The sequence below is a fragment of the Streptomyces sp. NPDC017890 genome (assembly GCF_044328675.1).
Taxonomy (GTDB): Bacteria; Actinomycetota; Actinomycetes; order Streptomycetales; family Streptomycetaceae; genus Streptomyces.
Genome location: NZ_JBIRHU010000016.1, coordinates 51,415 through 67,371 on the forward strand (window position 1 = coordinate 51,415; position 15,957 = coordinate 67,371).

Sequence of the window (15,957 nt, forward strand, 5' to 3'; positions counted from 1 at the left end):
CCCGCCGCCGTTCGTGTCATCGGCCCCCTGCACGGACGTACGGGCGGGCCCGGGCAGGACCCGCCCGCACGCTTTTCAGACGGGCCGCCGCAACACCGTCAGGCTTCGGTCCACCAGGGTCAGCCGGTCCCCGGCCTGCACCTTGGCGGCCGGGTCCGGGGGCACCCCCTCCGTCAGGGCGGTGTCGACGATGACCTCCCACTGCCGGCCGTGGTCGACCGGCACCACGAAGTCCAGCGGCTTCGGCGAGGCGTTGAACATCAGCAGGAACGAGTCGTCCAGGATGCGTTCCCCGCGCGCGCCGGGTTCGGAGATCGCGTTGCCGTTCAGGAACACCGTGAGCGCCGACGCCCGCGCCGAGTTCCAGTCCCGCTGGGTCATCTCCGCGCCCTCGGGGGTGAACCAGGCGATGTCCGACAGCTCGTCGTGGGTGCCCTCCACGGGGCGGCCGTGGAAGAAGCGCCGCCTGCGGAAGACCGGGTGGTCCTTGCGCAGCCAGACCATCGCGCGCGTGAACTCCAGCAGCCCGGTACCGGCACCGTCACCTTCGCCGTCGGGCCACGCCACCCACGCCAGCTCGTTGTCCTGGCAGTAGGCGTTGTTGTTGCCCCGCTGGGTGCGGGCGAACTCGTCGCCGTGGCTGATCATCGGCACACCCTGGGAGAGCAGCAGGGTGGCGACGAAGTTGCGCATCTGCCGCGCCCGCAGCTCCAGCACCGCCGGGTCGTCGCTCTCGCCCTCCGCGCCGCAGTTCCAGGACCGGTTGTGGCTCTCACCGTCCCGGTTGTCCTCGCCGTTGGCGTGGTTGTGCTTGTCGTTGTACGCCACCAGGTCGTGCAGGGTGAAGCCGTCGTGGCAGGTGACGAAGTTGATCGAGGCCAGCGGGCGGCGGCCGTCGTCCTGGTAGAGGTCGGAGGACCCGGTCAGCCGGGACGCGAACTCCGCCAGCGTGCGCTGCTCGCCGCGCCACAGGTCCCGCACCGTGTCCCGGTACTTGCCGTTCCACTCGGTCCACAGCGGCGGGAAGTTGCCCACCTGGTAGCCGCCCTCGCCCACGTCCCACGGCTCGGCGATCAGCTTCACCTGTGACACCACGGGATCCTGCTGCACCAGGTCGAAGAACGACGACAGCCGGTCCACCTCGTGGAACTGCCGTGCCAGGGTGGCGGCGAGGTCGAAGCGGAACCCGTCGACGTGCATCTCGGTGACCCAGTACCGCAGCGAGTCCATGATCATCTGGAGCACGTGCGGGGACCGCATGAGCAGGGAGTTCCCGGTCCCGGTGGTGTCCATGTAGTAGCGGGGGTCGTCGGTCAGCCGGTAGTAGGACGGATTGTCGAGGCCTTTGAAGGAGAGCGTCGGGCCCAGGTGGTTGCCCTCGGCGGTGTGGTTGTAGACCACGTCGAGGATCACCTCGATACCGGCCTCGTGCAGCGCCTTCACCGCCGACTTGAACTCCAGCACCTGCTGGCCGCGGTCGCCCCAGGAGGCGTAGGCGTTGTGCGGGGCGAAGAAGCCGATCGTGTTGTAGCCCCAGTAGTTGTTCAGGCCCATGTCCACCAGGCGGTGGTCGTTGACGAACTGGTGTACCGGCATCAGCTCCAGCGCGGTCACCCCCAGCTCGGTCAGGTGCTCGATCAGCGCCGGGTGCGCGAGGGCCGCGTAGGTGCCGCGCAGCTCCTCGGGAAGCCCGGGGTGCCGCATGCTCAGGCCCTTCACGTGGGCCTCGTAGATCACCGTGTGGTGGTACTCCGTCCGGGGGCGCCGGTCGTCGCCCCAGTCGAAGTACGGGTTGACCACGACCGACGTCATCGAGTGCGGCGCCGAGTCCAGGTCGTTGCGCCGGCCGGGGTCGCCGAAGTGGTAGCCGTACACCTCCTCGCCCCACTGGACCGAGCCGCTGATCGCACGCGCGTACGGATCGAGGAGCAGCTTGGCGCTGTTGCAGCGCAGCCCGCGCTCCGGGGCGTAGGGGCCGTGCGCGCGGTAGCCGTACCGCTGCCCCGGCATCACGCCCGGCACGTACGCGTGCCGTACGAACGCGTCGCTCTCCCGCAGCTCGATCGCGGTCTCCGAGCCGTCGTCGTGCAACAGACACAGCTCTACTCGGTCGGCGGCCTCCGTGAAGACCGCGAAGTTGGTGCCGGCGCCGTCGTACGTGGCACCGAGTGGATACGCCTCTCCAGGCCAGACCTGCATGAACACGACTCTTTCAGGTGTGGGGCGCCGGTGCGGACGCCTTGGCTCCGAGTCCCCCGGAAGTCTCCCCGAAAGTGAGGCGACCGCCTGGCACGTACGTCCTCCTGCCCACCCGTCGTCTTCTGCACGCCCGCGCCCCGAGGAGGGCGCGGGGGATCCTTCCCCGTACCGGGTGACGTCATCGCTATGAATCCGCTCACTCCCCGGTGTAACACCGACCGGAACGCGCCTGCGGGTCACAGTCGTTGGGAAAACCGTCCCGGCCATCGGGCTGCACCGCGCACCGCTCGCGGAGTACCCTTCCTTGATCGTTGGGACGGGGTCTTCCCGGTAGTGCTCCGGGGGAGCGGAAGGCGGTGCGCGGGTGGGCTCGGGAGGGCTGGAGCTGCCTCCTGGTGACGACGGTCACCAGGGGAACTCCACGGACGTCCCGCCCGGTGCGGTGTCCCTGGCGCGGCCGATGAACGCGGGCGCGATCGGTCCGGAACTGGACTGGGACACCGACGCCTGGCACGAGGTGCGCACCCGTGCGCAGCGGGCCGGCCGGGCGTACATCTGGCTCAACCTCGTCGAACAGCGGCTGCGCGCGGTCGTGGCCGCCGTCCTCAGACCGGTCTACGAGCCCGTGCACGGCGATGAGTGGGTGGTCGCCGCGGCCGGACCCGCCGGCCAGGAGTGGGTGCAGCGGGCCGTCGCCGTCCGCGAGGTCAGCCGCCGCAAGGGCTACCTGCTCGACCCGGCCGACGACAACGTCCTCAGCTTCCTCACCCTGCCGCAGCTGCGCGAGCTGATGATCCAGCACTGGCCCTGCTTCGAGCCCTACGTGGACGAGCGCCGCGACGTGGAACTCGCCCTGGACGAGCTGGAGGTCACCCGCAACGTGGTCTCCCGCAACCGGGCGCTGTCCGAGGCGGTGCTGAACCAGGCCGAGCGGGCCTCGGCGCGGCTGCTGGAGGTCCTCGGCGCGGGCGGTGACGTGCCGTCCACACGGCGGCTGCCGGTCGACGCCGTGGAAGACCTGGTCGGCGACCGCTACGCCGACGTGGTCGCCGTGCACTCGGACCGGGTGCGGCTGCTGCGCCAGTTCCCGGCCGAGGACATCTTCGGCAGCGCACGGCGGCTGGACGCCCTCGGCATCGGCCTCAACCTGCTCGTGCAGAACTTCTCCGGCCGCCGCCTGCTCCGGCTGGCCGAGTCCGGCGGCCGGGTGCGGCTGCTCTTCCTGAACCCGGCCTCCAGCGCGATCAAACGCCGCGAGCGCGAACTCGGCATCAAACGAGGCGAGCTGAGCCGCGCCGTGGAGATGAACATCCTGCACATGCGCCGGGTGCGCTCCCGGCTGCGGGACCCGGGCGCGTTCGAGATCCAGGTGTTCGACGAGACGCCCCGCTTCACGGCCTACCTCGTCGACGGGGACGGTGCCGACGGCATCGCGGTCGTGCAGTCCTATCTGCGCCGGACGCGGGGGATGGAGGCGCCGGTACTGGTCCTGCGGAACGGACGCAACGGCGGCAAGGTGGTGAAGTCGGACCAGATCGACGAAAGCGGACTGTTCCCCACCTACCGCGAGGAGTTCGAGCTGATGTGGGCGGATTCGCGGCCTGTGTCGTGAGCGTCCGCGCCGGGGCGGCCCGCTGCCTGACCGGGCGTAAACGGAATGCGATCCTCTGATTGTCAGTGGCCCGTGGGAAGGTGGAGACCACTGGGGGAACGCACCACCGAGAAGGGGGACCGCCCATGGGCTGGCACCGGGAGCTGCTGATCGGCTTCGACCTGGAGACGACGGGCACCGATCCGCGCGAGGCGCGCATCGTCACGGGAGCCGTGATCGAGGTCGTGGGCGGGGATCCGCGGGGACGCCGGGAGTGGCTGGCCGACCCGGGCGTGGAGATCCCGGCGGACGCGGTGGCGGTGCACGGCATCACCAACGAACGAGCGGCCGGCGAGGGCCGCCCCGCCGACCAGGTCGCCGACGCCATCGCCGGCGTGCTCGCGGCCTACTGGAAGACGGGCGTCCCGGTCGTCGCCTACAACGCGGCCTTCGACCTCACCCTCCTCTCCGCCGAACTGCGGCGCTACGGACTGCCGTCCCTGCGCGACCGCCTGGGCGGCCTGGACCCCGCCCCGGTCATCGACCCGTACACCATCGACCGTTCCGTCGACCGCTACCGCCGCGGCAAGCGCAACCTCGAAGCCGTCTGCCGGGAGTACGGCGTCCCGCTCGACGCGGCCCACGACGCCACGGCCGACGCCCTCGCCGCGGCCCGGCTGGCCTGCGCGATAGCCGGCCGCCACCCCAAGGTCGCGTCCCTCGGCCCGGCAGACCTGCACCAGCGCCAGATCGAGTGGTACGCCGAGTGGGCGGCGGACTTCCAGAGCTTCCTGCGCCGCAAGGGCGACGCCGCGGCAGTCGTCGACGGCAGATGGCCGGTGCGCGAGCCGGCCGACGAGCGGGTCTGACCCAGTAACGGAAGGCACCCGGTCAGAACGGGTACCAGCGCACCGTCGGATCCCCGTCCCGCAGCGACGCCACCCGGCGTTCGAACTCGGCCAGCGCCTTCGGGTTGCTCGGCGCGTGCTGGGCCACCCATGCGCAGCTGGCCGTCTCCCGGGCGCCCCGCAGCACCGCGCAGCCGTCCCACTCGCGCACGTCCCAGCCGTAGGTCGCGGTGAAGGCGTCGTGCGCCTCGGCGGGCAGTCCGTAGCGGTCCCGGCTGAGCGCCATCACCACCAGGTCGTGCTCGCGCAGGTCGCAGGAGAAGGTCTCCAGGTCGACCAGGACCGGCCCGTCGGGTCCGACGTGCACGTTGCGGGGCAGCGCGTCGCCGTGGATCGGGCCGGGCGGCAGGTGGGGGACGAGCGCGGCGGCGGCCGTCGCGAAGCCGTCGCGCCGCTCACGCAGGTACGCGGCGTCCGCGGGGTCGATCACATCGCCGGCGAGCCGCAGCCAGCGTTCCACGCCGCCCAGCAGCTCGCGGGGCGGCAGCTCGAAGGTCGGGGAGGGCAGCGCGTGGACCAGCCGGAGCAGTGCGGCCACGTCCCGGGGCTCGGCGGGCCGCACCGGGTCGGGCAGCCGCCGCCACACGGTCACCGGGTGCCCGTCGACGAAGCGCGCCGTCGGATCGGCCGCCCGCACCGCCGGCACCCCGGCCTCCTCCAGCCATACCGCGACGGCCAGTTCCCGGCGCGCCCGGCCGAGGAGTTCCGCGTCACGGCCGACCTTGACCGCCAGGTCACCGGCGGCGAACACCGCGTTCTCGCCGAGGGCGAGCAGCCGCGCCTCCCGCGCCGGGCCGGGCAGTACCCCCGCCGCGGCCAGCACCTCCCGCGCCCGTGCCTCGTCCATCGTTGTCCGCCTCCGTGTCCGTCGTGCTGGTGGTGCCGGTCGCGCCGGTCGTGTCCGTCATGTCCGTCGCGTTCCCGCCATCCGTCGGCCAGTGTCGCATTCGCACTGGTGGGGGCGTGTGCGCGGGCTCTTGACGGGGCACGGCGCCTTCACGAGCATGACCAGGCCCGTACCGGCAGCGCAAAGGGGCTGATTACGTGACATCGGTGACCGAGCCGAGAAAGCCGGCGCGCCACGCGCCCGGCACGGACCGGCCGCGGCGCGGCCCCGACCACGGCGCCTGGTTCCTGGTGCTGCCCGCGCTGATCCCCATCCTGGTGCTCAGCGTCGGACCGCTGCTCTACGGCATCCTGCTGGCCTTCACCGACGCCCAGTCCGGCCGGACGGAGCCCACCCGGTGGATCGGCACCCTGAACTTCCAGGACCTGCTGCACGACACCCTGTTCTGGGACTCGTTCCGCATCGGGCTGGTGTGGGCCGTCGGGGTGACGGTGCCGCAGTTCCTGCTCGCGCTCGGCCTCGCCCTGCTGCTCAACCAGAACCTGCGTATGCGTTGGCTGGCCCGCGGGCTGGCGATCATTCCCTGGGCGATGCCCGAGGTCGTGGTCGGCATCATGTGGCGGCTGGTCTACAACCCGGACGCCGGCGTCCTCAACGAGACCCTGCGCGACCTCGGCCTCGGCGACGGCCGCGACTGGCTCAGCGGTCTCGCCACCGCCCTGCCCGCCGTCATCGTCGTCGGCGTCTGGGCCGGCATGCCGCAGACGACGGTCGCCCTGCTCGCCGGACTGCAGAACACCCCGCGCGAGCTGCACGAGGCCGCCGCGGTCGACGGCGCCGGAGCCTGGCGCCGCTTCCGCACGGTCACCTGGCCCGCCCTCAGACCGGTCGCGCTCGCCATCACCGCGCTCAATCTCATCTGGAACTTCAACTCCTTCGCCCTGGTCTACGTGCTGACCAACGGAGGACCCGGCGGCCGGACCCGGCTGCCCATGCTCTTCGCCTACGAAGAGGCCTTCCGATACGGGCAGTTCGGCTACGCGGCCGCGATGGGCTGCGTCATGGTCGCCGTCATCTCGATCCTGCTGGCCGTCTTCCTCGCCGGCCGGCTCAGGGGCGGACTCAAGGGAGGTGTCGAGGCATGAGGACCTCGAAAGGGGCCCGCGTGGGCCAGTACGCCGCGCTGCTCGCGTATCTCGTCTTCCTGGCCTTCCCGTTCCTCTGGCTGATCTCCACCGCGTTCAAGCCGCCGCAGGAGCTGGCCAGTCTCCACCCCACCTGGATCCCGGAGAACCCCACCCTCGACAACTTCCGGCAGGCCTTCGACGAACAGCCGCTGCTGCGGGCCGCCCTGAACTCCCTCCTCGCCGCGCTCGGCGCCGCGGTGATCGCCGTGGTGATCGCGACGCCGATGGCGTACGTCATGGCCCGGCACCGCGGCCGGCTCAGCAGGGCGGCCACCGGGTGGGTCGTGGTCAGCCAGGCCTTCCCCTTCGTACTGCTGATCATCCCGCTGTTCCTGGTCCTGAAGAACCTCCGGCTGATCAACTCCGTGCCGGGCCTGGTGATGGTCTACGTCGTGTGGTCGCTGCCGTTCGCGCTGTGGATGCTCGCCGGGTACGTCCGGGCCGTGCCGGCCGAGCTGGAGGAGGCGGCGGCGGTCGACGGAGCCGGGCGGCTGCGGACACTGGTGTCGGTGACCGCGCCGCTGCTCGCGCCGGGGATCGTGGCGACGGCGCTGTTCGCGTTCATCACCGCGTGGAACGAGTTCTTCTTCGCGCTCGTGCTGCTGAAGACACCGGAGAAACAGACCCTGCCGGTGATCCTCACCCACTTCATCGGCGCCGAGGGCGTCGCGGACCTCGGCCCGCTCGCGGCGGCGGCCTTCCTCGCGACGCTGCCCTCGCTGGTGGTCTTCGCACTCATCCAGCGGCGGATCACGGGCGGCATGCTCGCCGGGGCGGTGAAGAGCTGATGCGCACGAGAATCACGACCCTGGTCGTCTCCCTCACCCTCCTGCTCGCGGGCTGCTCGGGCGGGGGCGACGACGGGGACGGCCGGATCACCCTGCGCTTCCAGTCCCTGGCCTGGCAGGAGGAGTCCGTGACGGCCAACAGGGAACTGGTCCGGGAGTGGAACGCCACCCACCCGGACGTGCGCGTCGAGTACGTCCAGGGAAGCTGGGACAGCGTCCACGACCAGCTCCTCACCTCCTTCGAGGGCGGTGAGGCGCCCGACATCATCCACGACGCCTCCGACGACCTCGCGGACTTCGCCTACGGCGGCTACCTCGCCGATCTGACCGGCCTGCTGTCCGAGCGGCTGAAGTCGGACATCCCGGAGCGCAGCTGGGAGACGGTCACCTTCGGCGACGGCGTCTACGGGGTGCCGTTCCTCCAGGAACCGCGTGTACTGATCGCCAACGCCGACCTGCTGGAGAAGTCGGGCGTCCGGATTCCGACGCCCGAACGGCCGTGGTCGTGGGGCGAGTTCCGGCAGGTGACGAAGCGGCTGAGCGGGGACGGGAAGTACGGGGTGGCCTGGCCACTGAAGGAGCCCGTGTCCGCCACGCTCAACCTGTCGCTGTCCACGGGAGGGAAGCTCTTCCATCGAGGGGCGGACGGGAAGGTCACCGTCCGGTTCGAGGCGGGCGACCAGACGGTGCCCCGCACCATCCGCGACCAGGTCAACACGGACCACAGCGCATCCTCGAGCACGCTCGGCAGCGGCGGATCCGACACCCTGCCCGGCTTCTTCGCGGGCAAGTACGCGATGGTGCCGCTCGGCTTCTCCTACCGCCAGCAGATCGAACAGCAGGCACCCGAGGGCTTCGACTGGCAGGTGCTGCCCGCCCCGGCCGGTGCCGAAGGCCCCGCCCAGGGCGTCAGCCCGCAGACGCTGTCGATCGCCGAGGACAGCCCGCACAAGGAGGAGGCCGCCGCGTTCGTCGACTTCCTCCTCCAGCCGGACAACATGGTGCGCCTCGCTCTCGGCGACTGGATGCTGCCGACCGGCGGCGAGGCGCTGAAGGACCCGGCCCTGCGCACGGCCGAGCACGGCTGGGCCACGGGTACCGCCCTCGCCGGCCATCTGCGCCCGGCGCCCGCGCAGTCCGTCCGGGGCTACCCCGAGTGGAAGGACAAGGTGGCCACCCCCGCCCTCCAGGAGTACTACAGCGGAGCGATCGACACGGAGGAGCTGCGCAGCCGCCTGGAGAAGGACGGAAACCTCGTCCTCGCCCGTTACCAGCGCTGACGGCAGCCGACGACGGCCCGCCGCGCACGTCCCTGCGGCGGGCCGGCTCCGGCCGCGCGAGGAGCCGGCGGCATGAGGAGGAACCTGCGGGAATTAAGTTGCACGAGACGTCTCGTCTCGCATACATTGTTTCGCATGACCAGTCCCGCTCACATCGCCATGTTCTCCATCGCCGCGCACGGCCACGTGAACCCCAGCCTGGAGGTGATCCGAGAGCTCGTAGCACGGGGGCACCGGGTGACGTACGCGATCCCGCCGCTCTTCGCGGAGAAGGTCGCCGAGACGGGCGCCGAACCCAAGCTGTGGAACAGCACGCTGCCCGGCCCTGACGCCGACCCCGAGGCGTGGGGGGCCACGCTGCTGGACAACGTCGAGCCTTTCCTCGCCGACGCGATCCAGGCGCTTCCGCAGCTCATCGAGGCCTACGAGGGCGACGAGCCGGACCTGATCCTGCACGACATCACCTCCTACCCGGCCCGCGTCCTCGGCCACCGCTGGAACGTGCCCGTGATCTCCCTCTCGCCGAACCTGGTCGCCTGGGAGGGCTACGAGCAGGAGGTCGGCGAGCCGATGTGGGAGGAGCCGCTGAAGACCGAGCGCGGCCAGGCGTACTACGCCCGTTTCCACGCCTGGCTGGAGGAGAACGGGATCACCCAGCACCCCGACCCGTTCTCCGGCCGCCCCGACCGGTCCCTGGTGCTGATCCCCAAGGCGCTCCAGCCCAACGCCGACCGGGTCGACGAGAAGACGTACACCTTCGTCGGCGCCTGCCAGGGCGACCGCTCCGCCGAGGGGGAGTGGCAGCGGCCCGTCGGTGCCGAGAAGGTCGTCCTCGTCTCCCTGGGGTCGTCCTTCACCAAGCAGCCGGCCTTCTACCGGGAGTGCGTCGATGCCTTCCGCGAGCTGCCCGGCTGGCACGTGGTGCTGCAGGTCGGCAAGCACGTCGACGCCGCCGAGCTGGGCGACGTACCGGACAACGTGGAAGTGCGCTCGTGGGTGCCGCAGCTGGCGATCCTCAAGCAGGCCGACCTGTTCGTCACCCACGCGGGCGCGGGCGGCAGTCAGGAGGGCCTGGCCACCGCCACGCCGATGATCGCCGTGCCGCAGGCCGTGGACCAGTTCGGCAACGCGGACATGCTGCAGGCGCTCGGCGTCGCACGCCACCTCCCCACCGAGGAGGCCACCGCCGAGGCGCTGCGCACCGCCGCCCTCGCGCTGGTCGACGACCCGGAGGTGGCAGGGCGCCTGGAGGAGCTCCAGGCGCAGATGGCCAAGGAGGGCGGCACCCGGCGGGCCGCCGACCTGATCGAGGCGGAGCTGCCCGCGGCGCGGGCCTGACCGCGCCGAAGCGGAGGACGCGGACGTGACCGCGCCGAAGCGGACGCCGCGGAGCTGACCGCGCCGAAGCGGCAGACGCCGAAGGGCCCGCCGGTTCCCGGAGGACTTCCCGGAACCGACGGGCCCTTCGGCTCTCAGCCGTGGCGGCTTCCGCTCACACCCCGACCCGCTCGCCCTCGTCGTCCCGGGCCGCCGGCGCTACCGCCTCGGGCGACTCGTCGTGGGTGAGGTCGGGCAGCCGGTGCAGCCACTTCGGCAGATACCAGTTGCGCTCGCCGAGCAGCGACATCACGGCCGGCAGCAGCACGCCCCGGATGACCGTCGCGTCGATCAGCACCGCCGCCGCCAGGCCCACGCCCATCTGCTTCATGGACTGCATGGACAGTGTGCCGAAGATGGCGAAGACAGCGACCATGATGACGGCGGCGCTCGTGACGACACCCGCCGTGGTGACCACGCCGTGCTGGATCGCGTCCCTCGTGGACCGCCCCCGAAGCCGCGCCTCGCGGATCCGCGAGACCACGAACACGTGGTAGTCCATGGACAGGCCGAACAGGATCACGAAGAGGAACAGCGGCAGCCAGGTGATGATGGCGCCCACACCCTCGGCGCCCACCAGCGAGGCACCCCAGCCGTGCTGGAAGACGGCGACCAGGATGCCGTACGCCGCACCCACCGACAGCAGGTTCAGCACGATCGAGGTGAGCGCGATCGTCACCGAGCGGAACGACAGCAGCATCAGCAGGAAGGCGAAGACCACCACGAACACGAAGACCGGGAGCACCGACCCGACGAGCTGGTCGTTGAAGTCCTTCGAACCGGCGACCTGCCCGGTGATCGGGGCCTCGACGCCGTCGACCTTGCCCAGCGTCGCCGGCCGCACGTCGTCGCGCAGCTTGTCCAGGCTCTCGCCCGCCTTGTCCTGGTCGGAGCCGCCGACCAGCGGGACGTAGACCAGGGCGATGTTCTGCTCGTCGTGCATCGTGATGTCGACGGGCCCGTGCGAGGCACCGGAGCTGACCGCCCGCTCCCGGAAGTCGGCGAGCGCGGCCCGCACCTCGGGGGCGTTGATGTCGTCGGCCCTCACGACCACCTCGGCCGGGTCGGAGCCGCCCGGGAAGGCCTCGTTGACCCGGTTGTACGTCTGCACGATCGGCAGCGAGTCGCCGAACTCCTTGTCCAGCGTGAGGTTCTCCGTCTTCATGCCGATGGCGGGCGCGGCGACGGCCAGCAGCGCGCCGGTCGCCACCGCGGCGGCGAGCAGCGGCTTGGCGAGCACCCGCCGAAGGACGGCCGTCCAGAACCGGCTGCCCTCGGAGCCGCCGCTCTTCCCGCGCCGGCGCAGGAACGGCAGTCGGCCCTTCTCGACCCGCTCGCCCAGCAGGGACAGCAGCGCGGGCAGCACCGTCACGGAGCCGACCATGGCGACCGCGACCACCATCAGCGAGGCCAGGCCCATCGCCTCGAACTCGGCGATGCCGGTGAACAGCATGCCCGCCATCGCCACGCACACGGTGACACCCGAGACGACGATCGCCCGGCCACTGGTGGCGGCGGCGATCCGGAGCGCCGTCTGGGCGTCCCGACCGGCGGCGCGCTCCTCGCGCTCGCGGCGCAGGTAGAACAGGCAGTAGTCGACGCCGACGGCCAGACCGACCAGCAGCATCACGGAGTTGGCGGTCTCGCTCATCGGCTGGAAGTGGCTGACCAGGCCCATCAGGCCCATCGTCGCCATGATCGCGGTGATCGCCAGGGCCACCGGAACCAGCGCCGCCACCAGCGCGCCGAACGCGACGAGCAGGATGCCGAGGGCCACCGGCACCGCGGAGTACTCGGCCTTCTTGAAGTCGTCGCCGAACGCGTCGTCGAACGTCTTCATCATGCTGGCGCCGCCGATCTCCTCGATCCGCAGCGACTCGTGCTTCTCCTGGACGCCCTCGACGGCCTTCAGCACCGGCCCGACCCGCTCGCCCGCGGTGTCCGCCTCGCCGCGCATGTCGAACTGCACCAGCGCGCTGCGGCCGTCCTCGGAGATGGTCCGGGCCTCGTACGGCGTGGTCACCCCCGTGACCTCCCCGGTCCCCTCCACCGCCGTGACGACCGCGGCGACGGCGGCGCGGAACTCGGCGTCCGTGGCCTTCAGGGAACCGTCCTTCGCCTGGATCAGGACGGTCTCACTGGCCGGCTCGTCGATCCCGGCGTCCTCGACGATCCTGGCGGCGGTGTGCGTCTCGCCCCCCATCTGGTCGCTGTCCTTGACGTCGACCCGGCCGGCCGCGGAGCCGAGCCCCATCGCCAGGACGACGAACAGTACCCAGATGCCGACGGCAGCCCATCGGTGCCGGGCACTCCAGCCGCCGGCCCGGGCGGCTATGCCCCGCACCCGTATGTCTCCGTTCCCCATGACGGGCTTGCCCCCTCGAAAACGGTGGCAGCCCCCTGCCGCCACCTTTCGTAACTGAAGGTATGGCCCGGATAAAGCCATCTCGTCGGCCTCTCCGGTGACCTGGGGCGGCGTCGGCTCATCCCCCCGTATCGCCGCTTCTCACCGCTGAGGAGGACCCGGGCCCCTTACATCTACCGGGGTTACTCACGGGTAATGATCGGAGTGCGGATCCCGTACGGAACCCTTCCGCAGAGTTGTTGAATAAGTCACAGGTGTGCGTAGTGGTTGAACCGCGCACACCGCATCCGCGAGAGTGGCGCGCACGTCCGCCGGGCGCGCGGACGCGGCCGTCGTGCCCACCCCCACGGGGCACGACGGCCGCCCTATGGTGTGGGCATGACGACGATGTACGCGGCGCTGCTGCGCGGGATCAACGTGGGCGGCGCGAGGAAGCTCCCGATGGCCGACCTGCGGGCGCTCCTGGAGGGCCTCGGCCACGACGCCGTACGCACCCATCTCCAGAGCGGTCAGGCCGTGTTCGCGTCCGGCCACGGGGACGAGGACTCCCTGGCCGCCGAGTTGACGGGCGCGATCGAGAAGCGGTTCGGTTTCGCGGTGGACGTGATCGTGCGCGACCACGCCTATCTGAAGGCGGTCGCCGAGCAGTGCCCGTTCCCGGCCGCCGACCTGGAGGCCAAGCAGTTGCACGTCACCTACTTCTCCGCGCCGGTCGACGCGGAGCGCTTCGAGACGGTCGACCGATCGGCCTGCCTCCCGGAGGAGTTCCGCCTCGGCGACCGGTCCCTCTACCTCTACGCACCGGACGGCCTCGGCCGCTCGAAGCTCGCCGAGGCCCTGGCCAGGCCGCGCGTGACCAAGGGCCTGATCGCCACCACCCGCAACTGGAACACCGTCACCAAGCTCGTGGAGCTGACCGCCCCCTGACCACGCACGCCAGGGACCGGAGCAGTGACCGGACTCCGGCGGCCGACGTCAGGCCCCGACCGCCGCCAGCACCGGCACCCGCGCCTCGTCGTACCGCTCCAGCAGCACCCGGGCCACCTCCGGCGAGGCACCGAGGACGTCCGCCAGTACGTCCGCCTCGGCCGCACCCCGCGCGATACGGTCCGGCAGGAAGCCCGGGGCCAGGACGTACGGCGCCACGGCGACGCGTGCGCAGCCCAGCTCCCGCAGCTCGCGCACCGCGTCCTCGGTGCGCGGAAGGGATGCGGAGGCGAACGCGGGCCGCACGGCGCACCAACCGGTGTGCCGCCACTCCCGCGCGATTTCTGCGATCACCGCGATCGCCTCCGGGTCGGTGGACCCCGCCGAGGCCAGTACGACCCCGGTCGAGGACTTGTCGGCGAGCGCCAGACCCGCCTCGTACAGGCGCCGTTCCAGCGCGGAGCGCAGCAGCGGGGAGGGGCCGAGCACCTCTGCCTGCCGGATCCGCAGCCGCGGGGGCGCGTCCGCGAGGACCGCCGGGATGTCCGCCTTGGCGTGGAAGGCACGGGTCAGCAGCAGCGGCAGCGCCACGACGTCCCGCACTCCCTCCGTCTCCAGGGATTCCAGTACCCCCTGCACCGAGGGGACGTTGAAGTCCAGGAAGCCGGTCTCCACCCGTACGTCAGGGCGCAGCGACCTGACCCGGCGGACCAGGGCGTGCACGGTGGCGGCGTGCCGCGGGTCGCGGCTGCCGTGGGCGATGACCAGGAGGACCGGCGCGGACATGATGGCTGTCAGCTCCTCACCAGCAGACCGCGGCTGCGCAGCACCCACCGCTCCAGCGGACTGAAGATCAGCAGGTCGATGGCGATGCCGACGAACAGGATCAGCAGGATGGCCTCGAACACCATGGCCATGTCGCTGGCGTTGCGGCCGTTCTCCAGCAGCTGGCCGAGGCCCACCCCGAGGTCGGGGAAGGAGGCGATGATCTCGGCGGCCATCAGGGACCGCCAGGAGAACGCCCAGCCCTGCTTCAGACCCGCCACGTAGCCGGGCAGCGCGGCCGGCAGCACGATGTGCCAGGTGCCCTTCAGCCCCGTCGCGCCCAGCGTGCGGCCCGCGCGGAGGAAGATCGGGGACACCTGGTCGACGCCGGAGACCAGGCCGTTGGCGATGGACGGCACCGCGCCGAGCAGGATGACGGCGTACATCATGGAGTTGTTCAGGCCGAGCCAGATCACGGCCGGCGGCACCCAGGCCACCGACGGCAGCGACTGGAGGCCGGACAGGATCGGGCCGATCGCCGCGCGCACGAACTTCACCCGCGCCACCAGCAGCCCGAGCGGGGTGCCGATCAGCAGGGCGAAGCAGAAGCCGAGCAGGCCGCGCGAGACGCTGGTCCAGATGTAGCCGAGCAGTTCGCCCTGGAGCCAGGCCTGGCGGACCACGTCCCACACGTCGGACGGGGCGGGCAGCTTGGTCGGGTCGTCGACTATCCCGAAGGAGACGAGCCCCTGCCACACCGCGATCACCAGGAGAACGGCGACGGTGGGCGGCAGGATCTTCTCCACGAACGTCTGCCGGAAGGGCCTGCGGCTCTGCTGCACCGTCTCCAGTGCGTCCAGGCCCGCCTCCAGACCGGCGAGATCGCCGCCGTCCTTCGCGGCGCGCGTCGTGTCAGTGCTGGCCATGGCGGCGGATCTCCCCACGCAGTTCTTCGGTGATCTCGACGGACAGCTCCGCCACGGCGGTGTCCTCGATGCGGCGCGGCTGCGGGATGCCGACCGTCCACTCGCGCGCCACGCGCCCGGGACGGGAGGACAGCAGCACCACGCGCTCGGCGAGCCGGACGGCCTCGCGCACGTTGTGCGTGACGAACAGGACGGACAGCTTCGTCTCGCGCCAGATCCGCGTCAGCTCGTCGTGCAGCACGTCCCGCGTGATGGCGTCCAGCGCCGCGAACGGCTCGTCCATCAGCAGCAGCCTGCTCTCCTGGGCGAGCGCCCGGGCCATCGCGACCCGCTGGCGCATACCGCCCGACAGCTCGTGCACCCGCTTGCCGTACGCGCCCTTCAGGCGTACGAGCTCCAGCAGCTCCTCGGCCTTGTCGCGGCGCTCGGACTTGGGCACGCCCCGCAGCTTCAGGGCGAGTTCGATGTTCTTGCCCGCCGTCAGCCACGGGAACAGGGCGTGCTCCTGGAACATCAGGGCCGGCCGCCCGTCCGTGGTGATCGTGCCGGCGCTCGGCCTGTCCAGGCCCGCAACTAGGTTGAGCAGCGTGGACTTGCCGCAGCCGGAGGCACCCAGGAGGGTGACGAACTCGCCGGGCGCCACATCGAGGGTGATGTCGTCCAGTACGAGTTGCTGCCCGGCGGGGCCCGTGAACGACTTCGAGACGTGCTCGATCCGGGCGGCGTGCGTGACCGCCTCGGTGCCCTCGTCGGCCTTGGCGAGGGTCGTGGTCGTGGCCATGGTCGTCACCTCCTGG

Annotated in this window: 12 protein-coding genes and 1 pseudogene; 7 read left to right on the plus strand and 6 right to left on the minus strand. The window is 71.3% G+C overall.

The window, feature by feature from the left end:
- Window positions 1-75 precede the first annotated feature (75 nt).
- Entirely contained in the window at window positions 76-2,199 is a 2,124-nt protein-coding gene (gene glgX / locus ACH4F2_RS21585; protein WP_398134322.1) for a glycogen debranching protein GlgX, read from the minus strand.
- A 364-nt stretch (window positions 2,200-2,563) separates the two neighbouring features.
- On the opposite strand from glgX, the gene ACH4F2_RS21590 reads away from it, so the two are divergent.
- Window positions 2,564-3,811, plus strand: coding sequence for an SAV2148 family HEPN domain-containing protein (locus tag ACH4F2_RS21590; RefSeq protein WP_398134323.1), 1,248 nt, complete (start codon window positions 2,564-2,566; stop codon window positions 3,809-3,811).
- Between the two features lie 125 nt (window positions 3,812-3,936).
- Window positions 3,937-4,659: a 3'-5' exonuclease gene (locus ACH4F2_RS21595; protein ID WP_398134324.1), complete on the plus strand. Its 723-nt coding sequence runs from the start codon at window positions 3,937-3,939 to the stop codon at window positions 4,657-4,659.
- 22 nt (window positions 4,660-4,681) lie between these two features.
- On the opposite strand, the gene ACH4F2_RS21600 is transcribed toward ACH4F2_RS21595, so the two are convergent.
- On the minus strand, window positions 4,682-5,545 hold the full coding sequence (locus ACH4F2_RS21600; RefSeq protein WP_398134325.1) for a phosphotransferase enzyme family protein: 864 nt from the start codon (window positions 5,543-5,545) through the stop codon (window positions 4,682-4,684).
- Window positions 5,546-5,742: 197 nt separating this feature from the next.
- Between ACH4F2_RS21600 and ACH4F2_RS21605 the strand changes: the two genes are divergently transcribed.
- From ACH4F2_RS21605 to ACH4F2_RS21620, 4 genes and pseudogenes are all read left to right on the plus strand, one after another.
- Window positions 5,743-6,690, plus strand: coding sequence for a carbohydrate ABC transporter permease (locus ACH4F2_RS21605; RefSeq protein ID WP_398134326.1), 948 nt, complete (start codon window positions 5,743-5,745; stop codon window positions 6,688-6,690).
- The gene (locus ACH4F2_RS21610) at window positions 6,687-7,520 is read left to right on the plus strand and encodes a carbohydrate ABC transporter permease (protein ID WP_398134327.1); all 834 of its coding nucleotides are present in this window, start codon (window positions 6,687-6,689) and stop codon (window positions 7,518-7,520) included. Before ACH4F2_RS21605 ends, ACH4F2_RS21610 begins: the two co-directional genes overlap by 4 nt.
- Entirely contained in the window at window positions 7,520-8,800 is a 1,281-nt protein-coding gene (locus ACH4F2_RS21615) for an ABC transporter substrate-binding protein (protein ID WP_398134328.1), read from the plus strand. Before ACH4F2_RS21610 ends, ACH4F2_RS21615 begins: the two co-directional genes overlap by 1 nt.
- Window positions 8,801-8,892: 92 nt before the next feature.
- Window positions 8,893-10,138: pseudogene (locus ACH4F2_RS21620) on the plus strand (glycosyltransferase).
- A 154-nt stretch (window positions 10,139-10,292) separates the two neighbouring features.
- On the opposite strand, the gene ACH4F2_RS21625 reads toward ACH4F2_RS21620, so the two are convergent.
- A complete protein-coding gene (locus ACH4F2_RS21625) occupies window positions 10,293-12,542 on the minus strand; it encodes an MMPL family transporter (RefSeq protein WP_398134329.1) in 2,250 nt (749 codons plus the stop codon).
- A gap of 378 nt (window positions 12,543-12,920) precedes the next feature.
- Between ACH4F2_RS21625 and ACH4F2_RS21630 the strand changes: the two genes are divergently transcribed.
- Complete coding sequence (locus tag ACH4F2_RS21630) at window positions 12,921-13,469, plus strand: DUF1697 domain-containing protein (protein WP_398134330.1); 549 nt, start codon at window positions 12,921-12,923, stop codon at window positions 13,467-13,469.
- Between the two features lie 48 nt (window positions 13,470-13,517).
- Here the strand turns inward: ACH4F2_RS21630 and ACH4F2_RS21635 are convergent, their stop codons facing one another.
- From ACH4F2_RS21635 to ACH4F2_RS21645, 3 genes are read right to left on the minus strand one after another with little or no spacing between them, the layout of a single operon-like run.
- Entirely contained in the window at window positions 13,518-14,255 is a 738-nt protein-coding gene (locus tag ACH4F2_RS21635) for a sirohydrochlorin chelatase (protein ID WP_398134331.1), read from the minus strand.
- A gap of 8 nt (window positions 14,256-14,263) precedes the next feature.
- Window positions 14,264-15,160 carry an ABC transporter permease gene (locus ACH4F2_RS21640; protein ID WP_398134332.1) on the minus strand — a complete coding sequence of 299 codons (897 nt, stop codon included), beginning with the start codon at window positions 15,158-15,160 and terminating at the stop codon, window positions 14,264-14,266.
- Complete coding sequence (locus tag ACH4F2_RS21645; RefSeq protein ID WP_398134333.1) at window positions 15,147-15,941, minus strand: ABC transporter ATP-binding protein; 795 nt, start codon at window positions 15,939-15,941, stop codon at window positions 15,147-15,149. The genes ACH4F2_RS21640 and ACH4F2_RS21645 overlap by 14 nt, the downstream gene beginning before the upstream one ends.
- Window positions 15,942-15,957: the final 16 nt, after the last annotated feature.

What these genes read in the sequence shown, in the direction of transcription:
- glgX (WP_398134322.1), bottom strand. Translation starts at nt 2,199, where the DNA reads ATGCAGGTCTGGCCTGGAGAGGCGTATCCACTCGGTGCCACGTACGAC.
- ACH4F2_RS21595 (WP_398134324.1), top strand. Translation starts at nt 3,937, where the DNA reads ATGGGCTGGCACCGGGAGCTGCTGATCGGCTTCGACCTGGAGACGACG.
- ACH4F2_RS21600 (WP_398134325.1), bottom strand. Translation starts at nt 5,545, where the DNA reads ATGGACGAGGCACGGGCGCGGGAGGTGCTGGCCGCGGCGGGGGTACTG.
- ACH4F2_RS21610 (WP_398134327.1), top strand. Translation starts at nt 6,687, where the DNA reads ATGAGGACCTCGAAAGGGGCCCGCGTGGGCCAGTACGCCGCGCTGCTC.
- ACH4F2_RS21615 (WP_398134328.1), top strand. Translation starts at nt 7,520, where the DNA reads ATGCGCACGAGAATCACGACCCTGGTCGTCTCCCTCACCCTCCTGCTC.
- ACH4F2_RS21625 (WP_398134329.1), bottom strand. Translation starts at nt 12,542, where the DNA reads ATGGGGAACGGAGACATACGGGTGCGGGGCATAGCCGCCCGGGCCGGC.
- ACH4F2_RS21630 (WP_398134330.1), top strand. Translation starts at nt 12,921, where the DNA reads ATGACGACGATGTACGCGGCGCTGCTGCGCGGGATCAACGTGGGCGGC.
- ACH4F2_RS21635 (WP_398134331.1), bottom strand. Translation starts at nt 14,255, where the DNA reads ATGTCCGCGCCGGTCCTCCTGGTCATCGCCCACGGCAGCCGCGACCCG.
- ACH4F2_RS21640 (WP_398134332.1), bottom strand. Translation starts at nt 15,160, where the DNA reads ATGGCCAGCACTGACACGACGCGCGCCGCGAAGGACGGCGGCGATCTC.
- ACH4F2_RS21645 (WP_398134333.1), bottom strand. Translation starts at nt 15,941, where the DNA reads ATGGCCACGACCACGACCCTCGCCAAGGCCGACGAGGGCACCGAGGCG.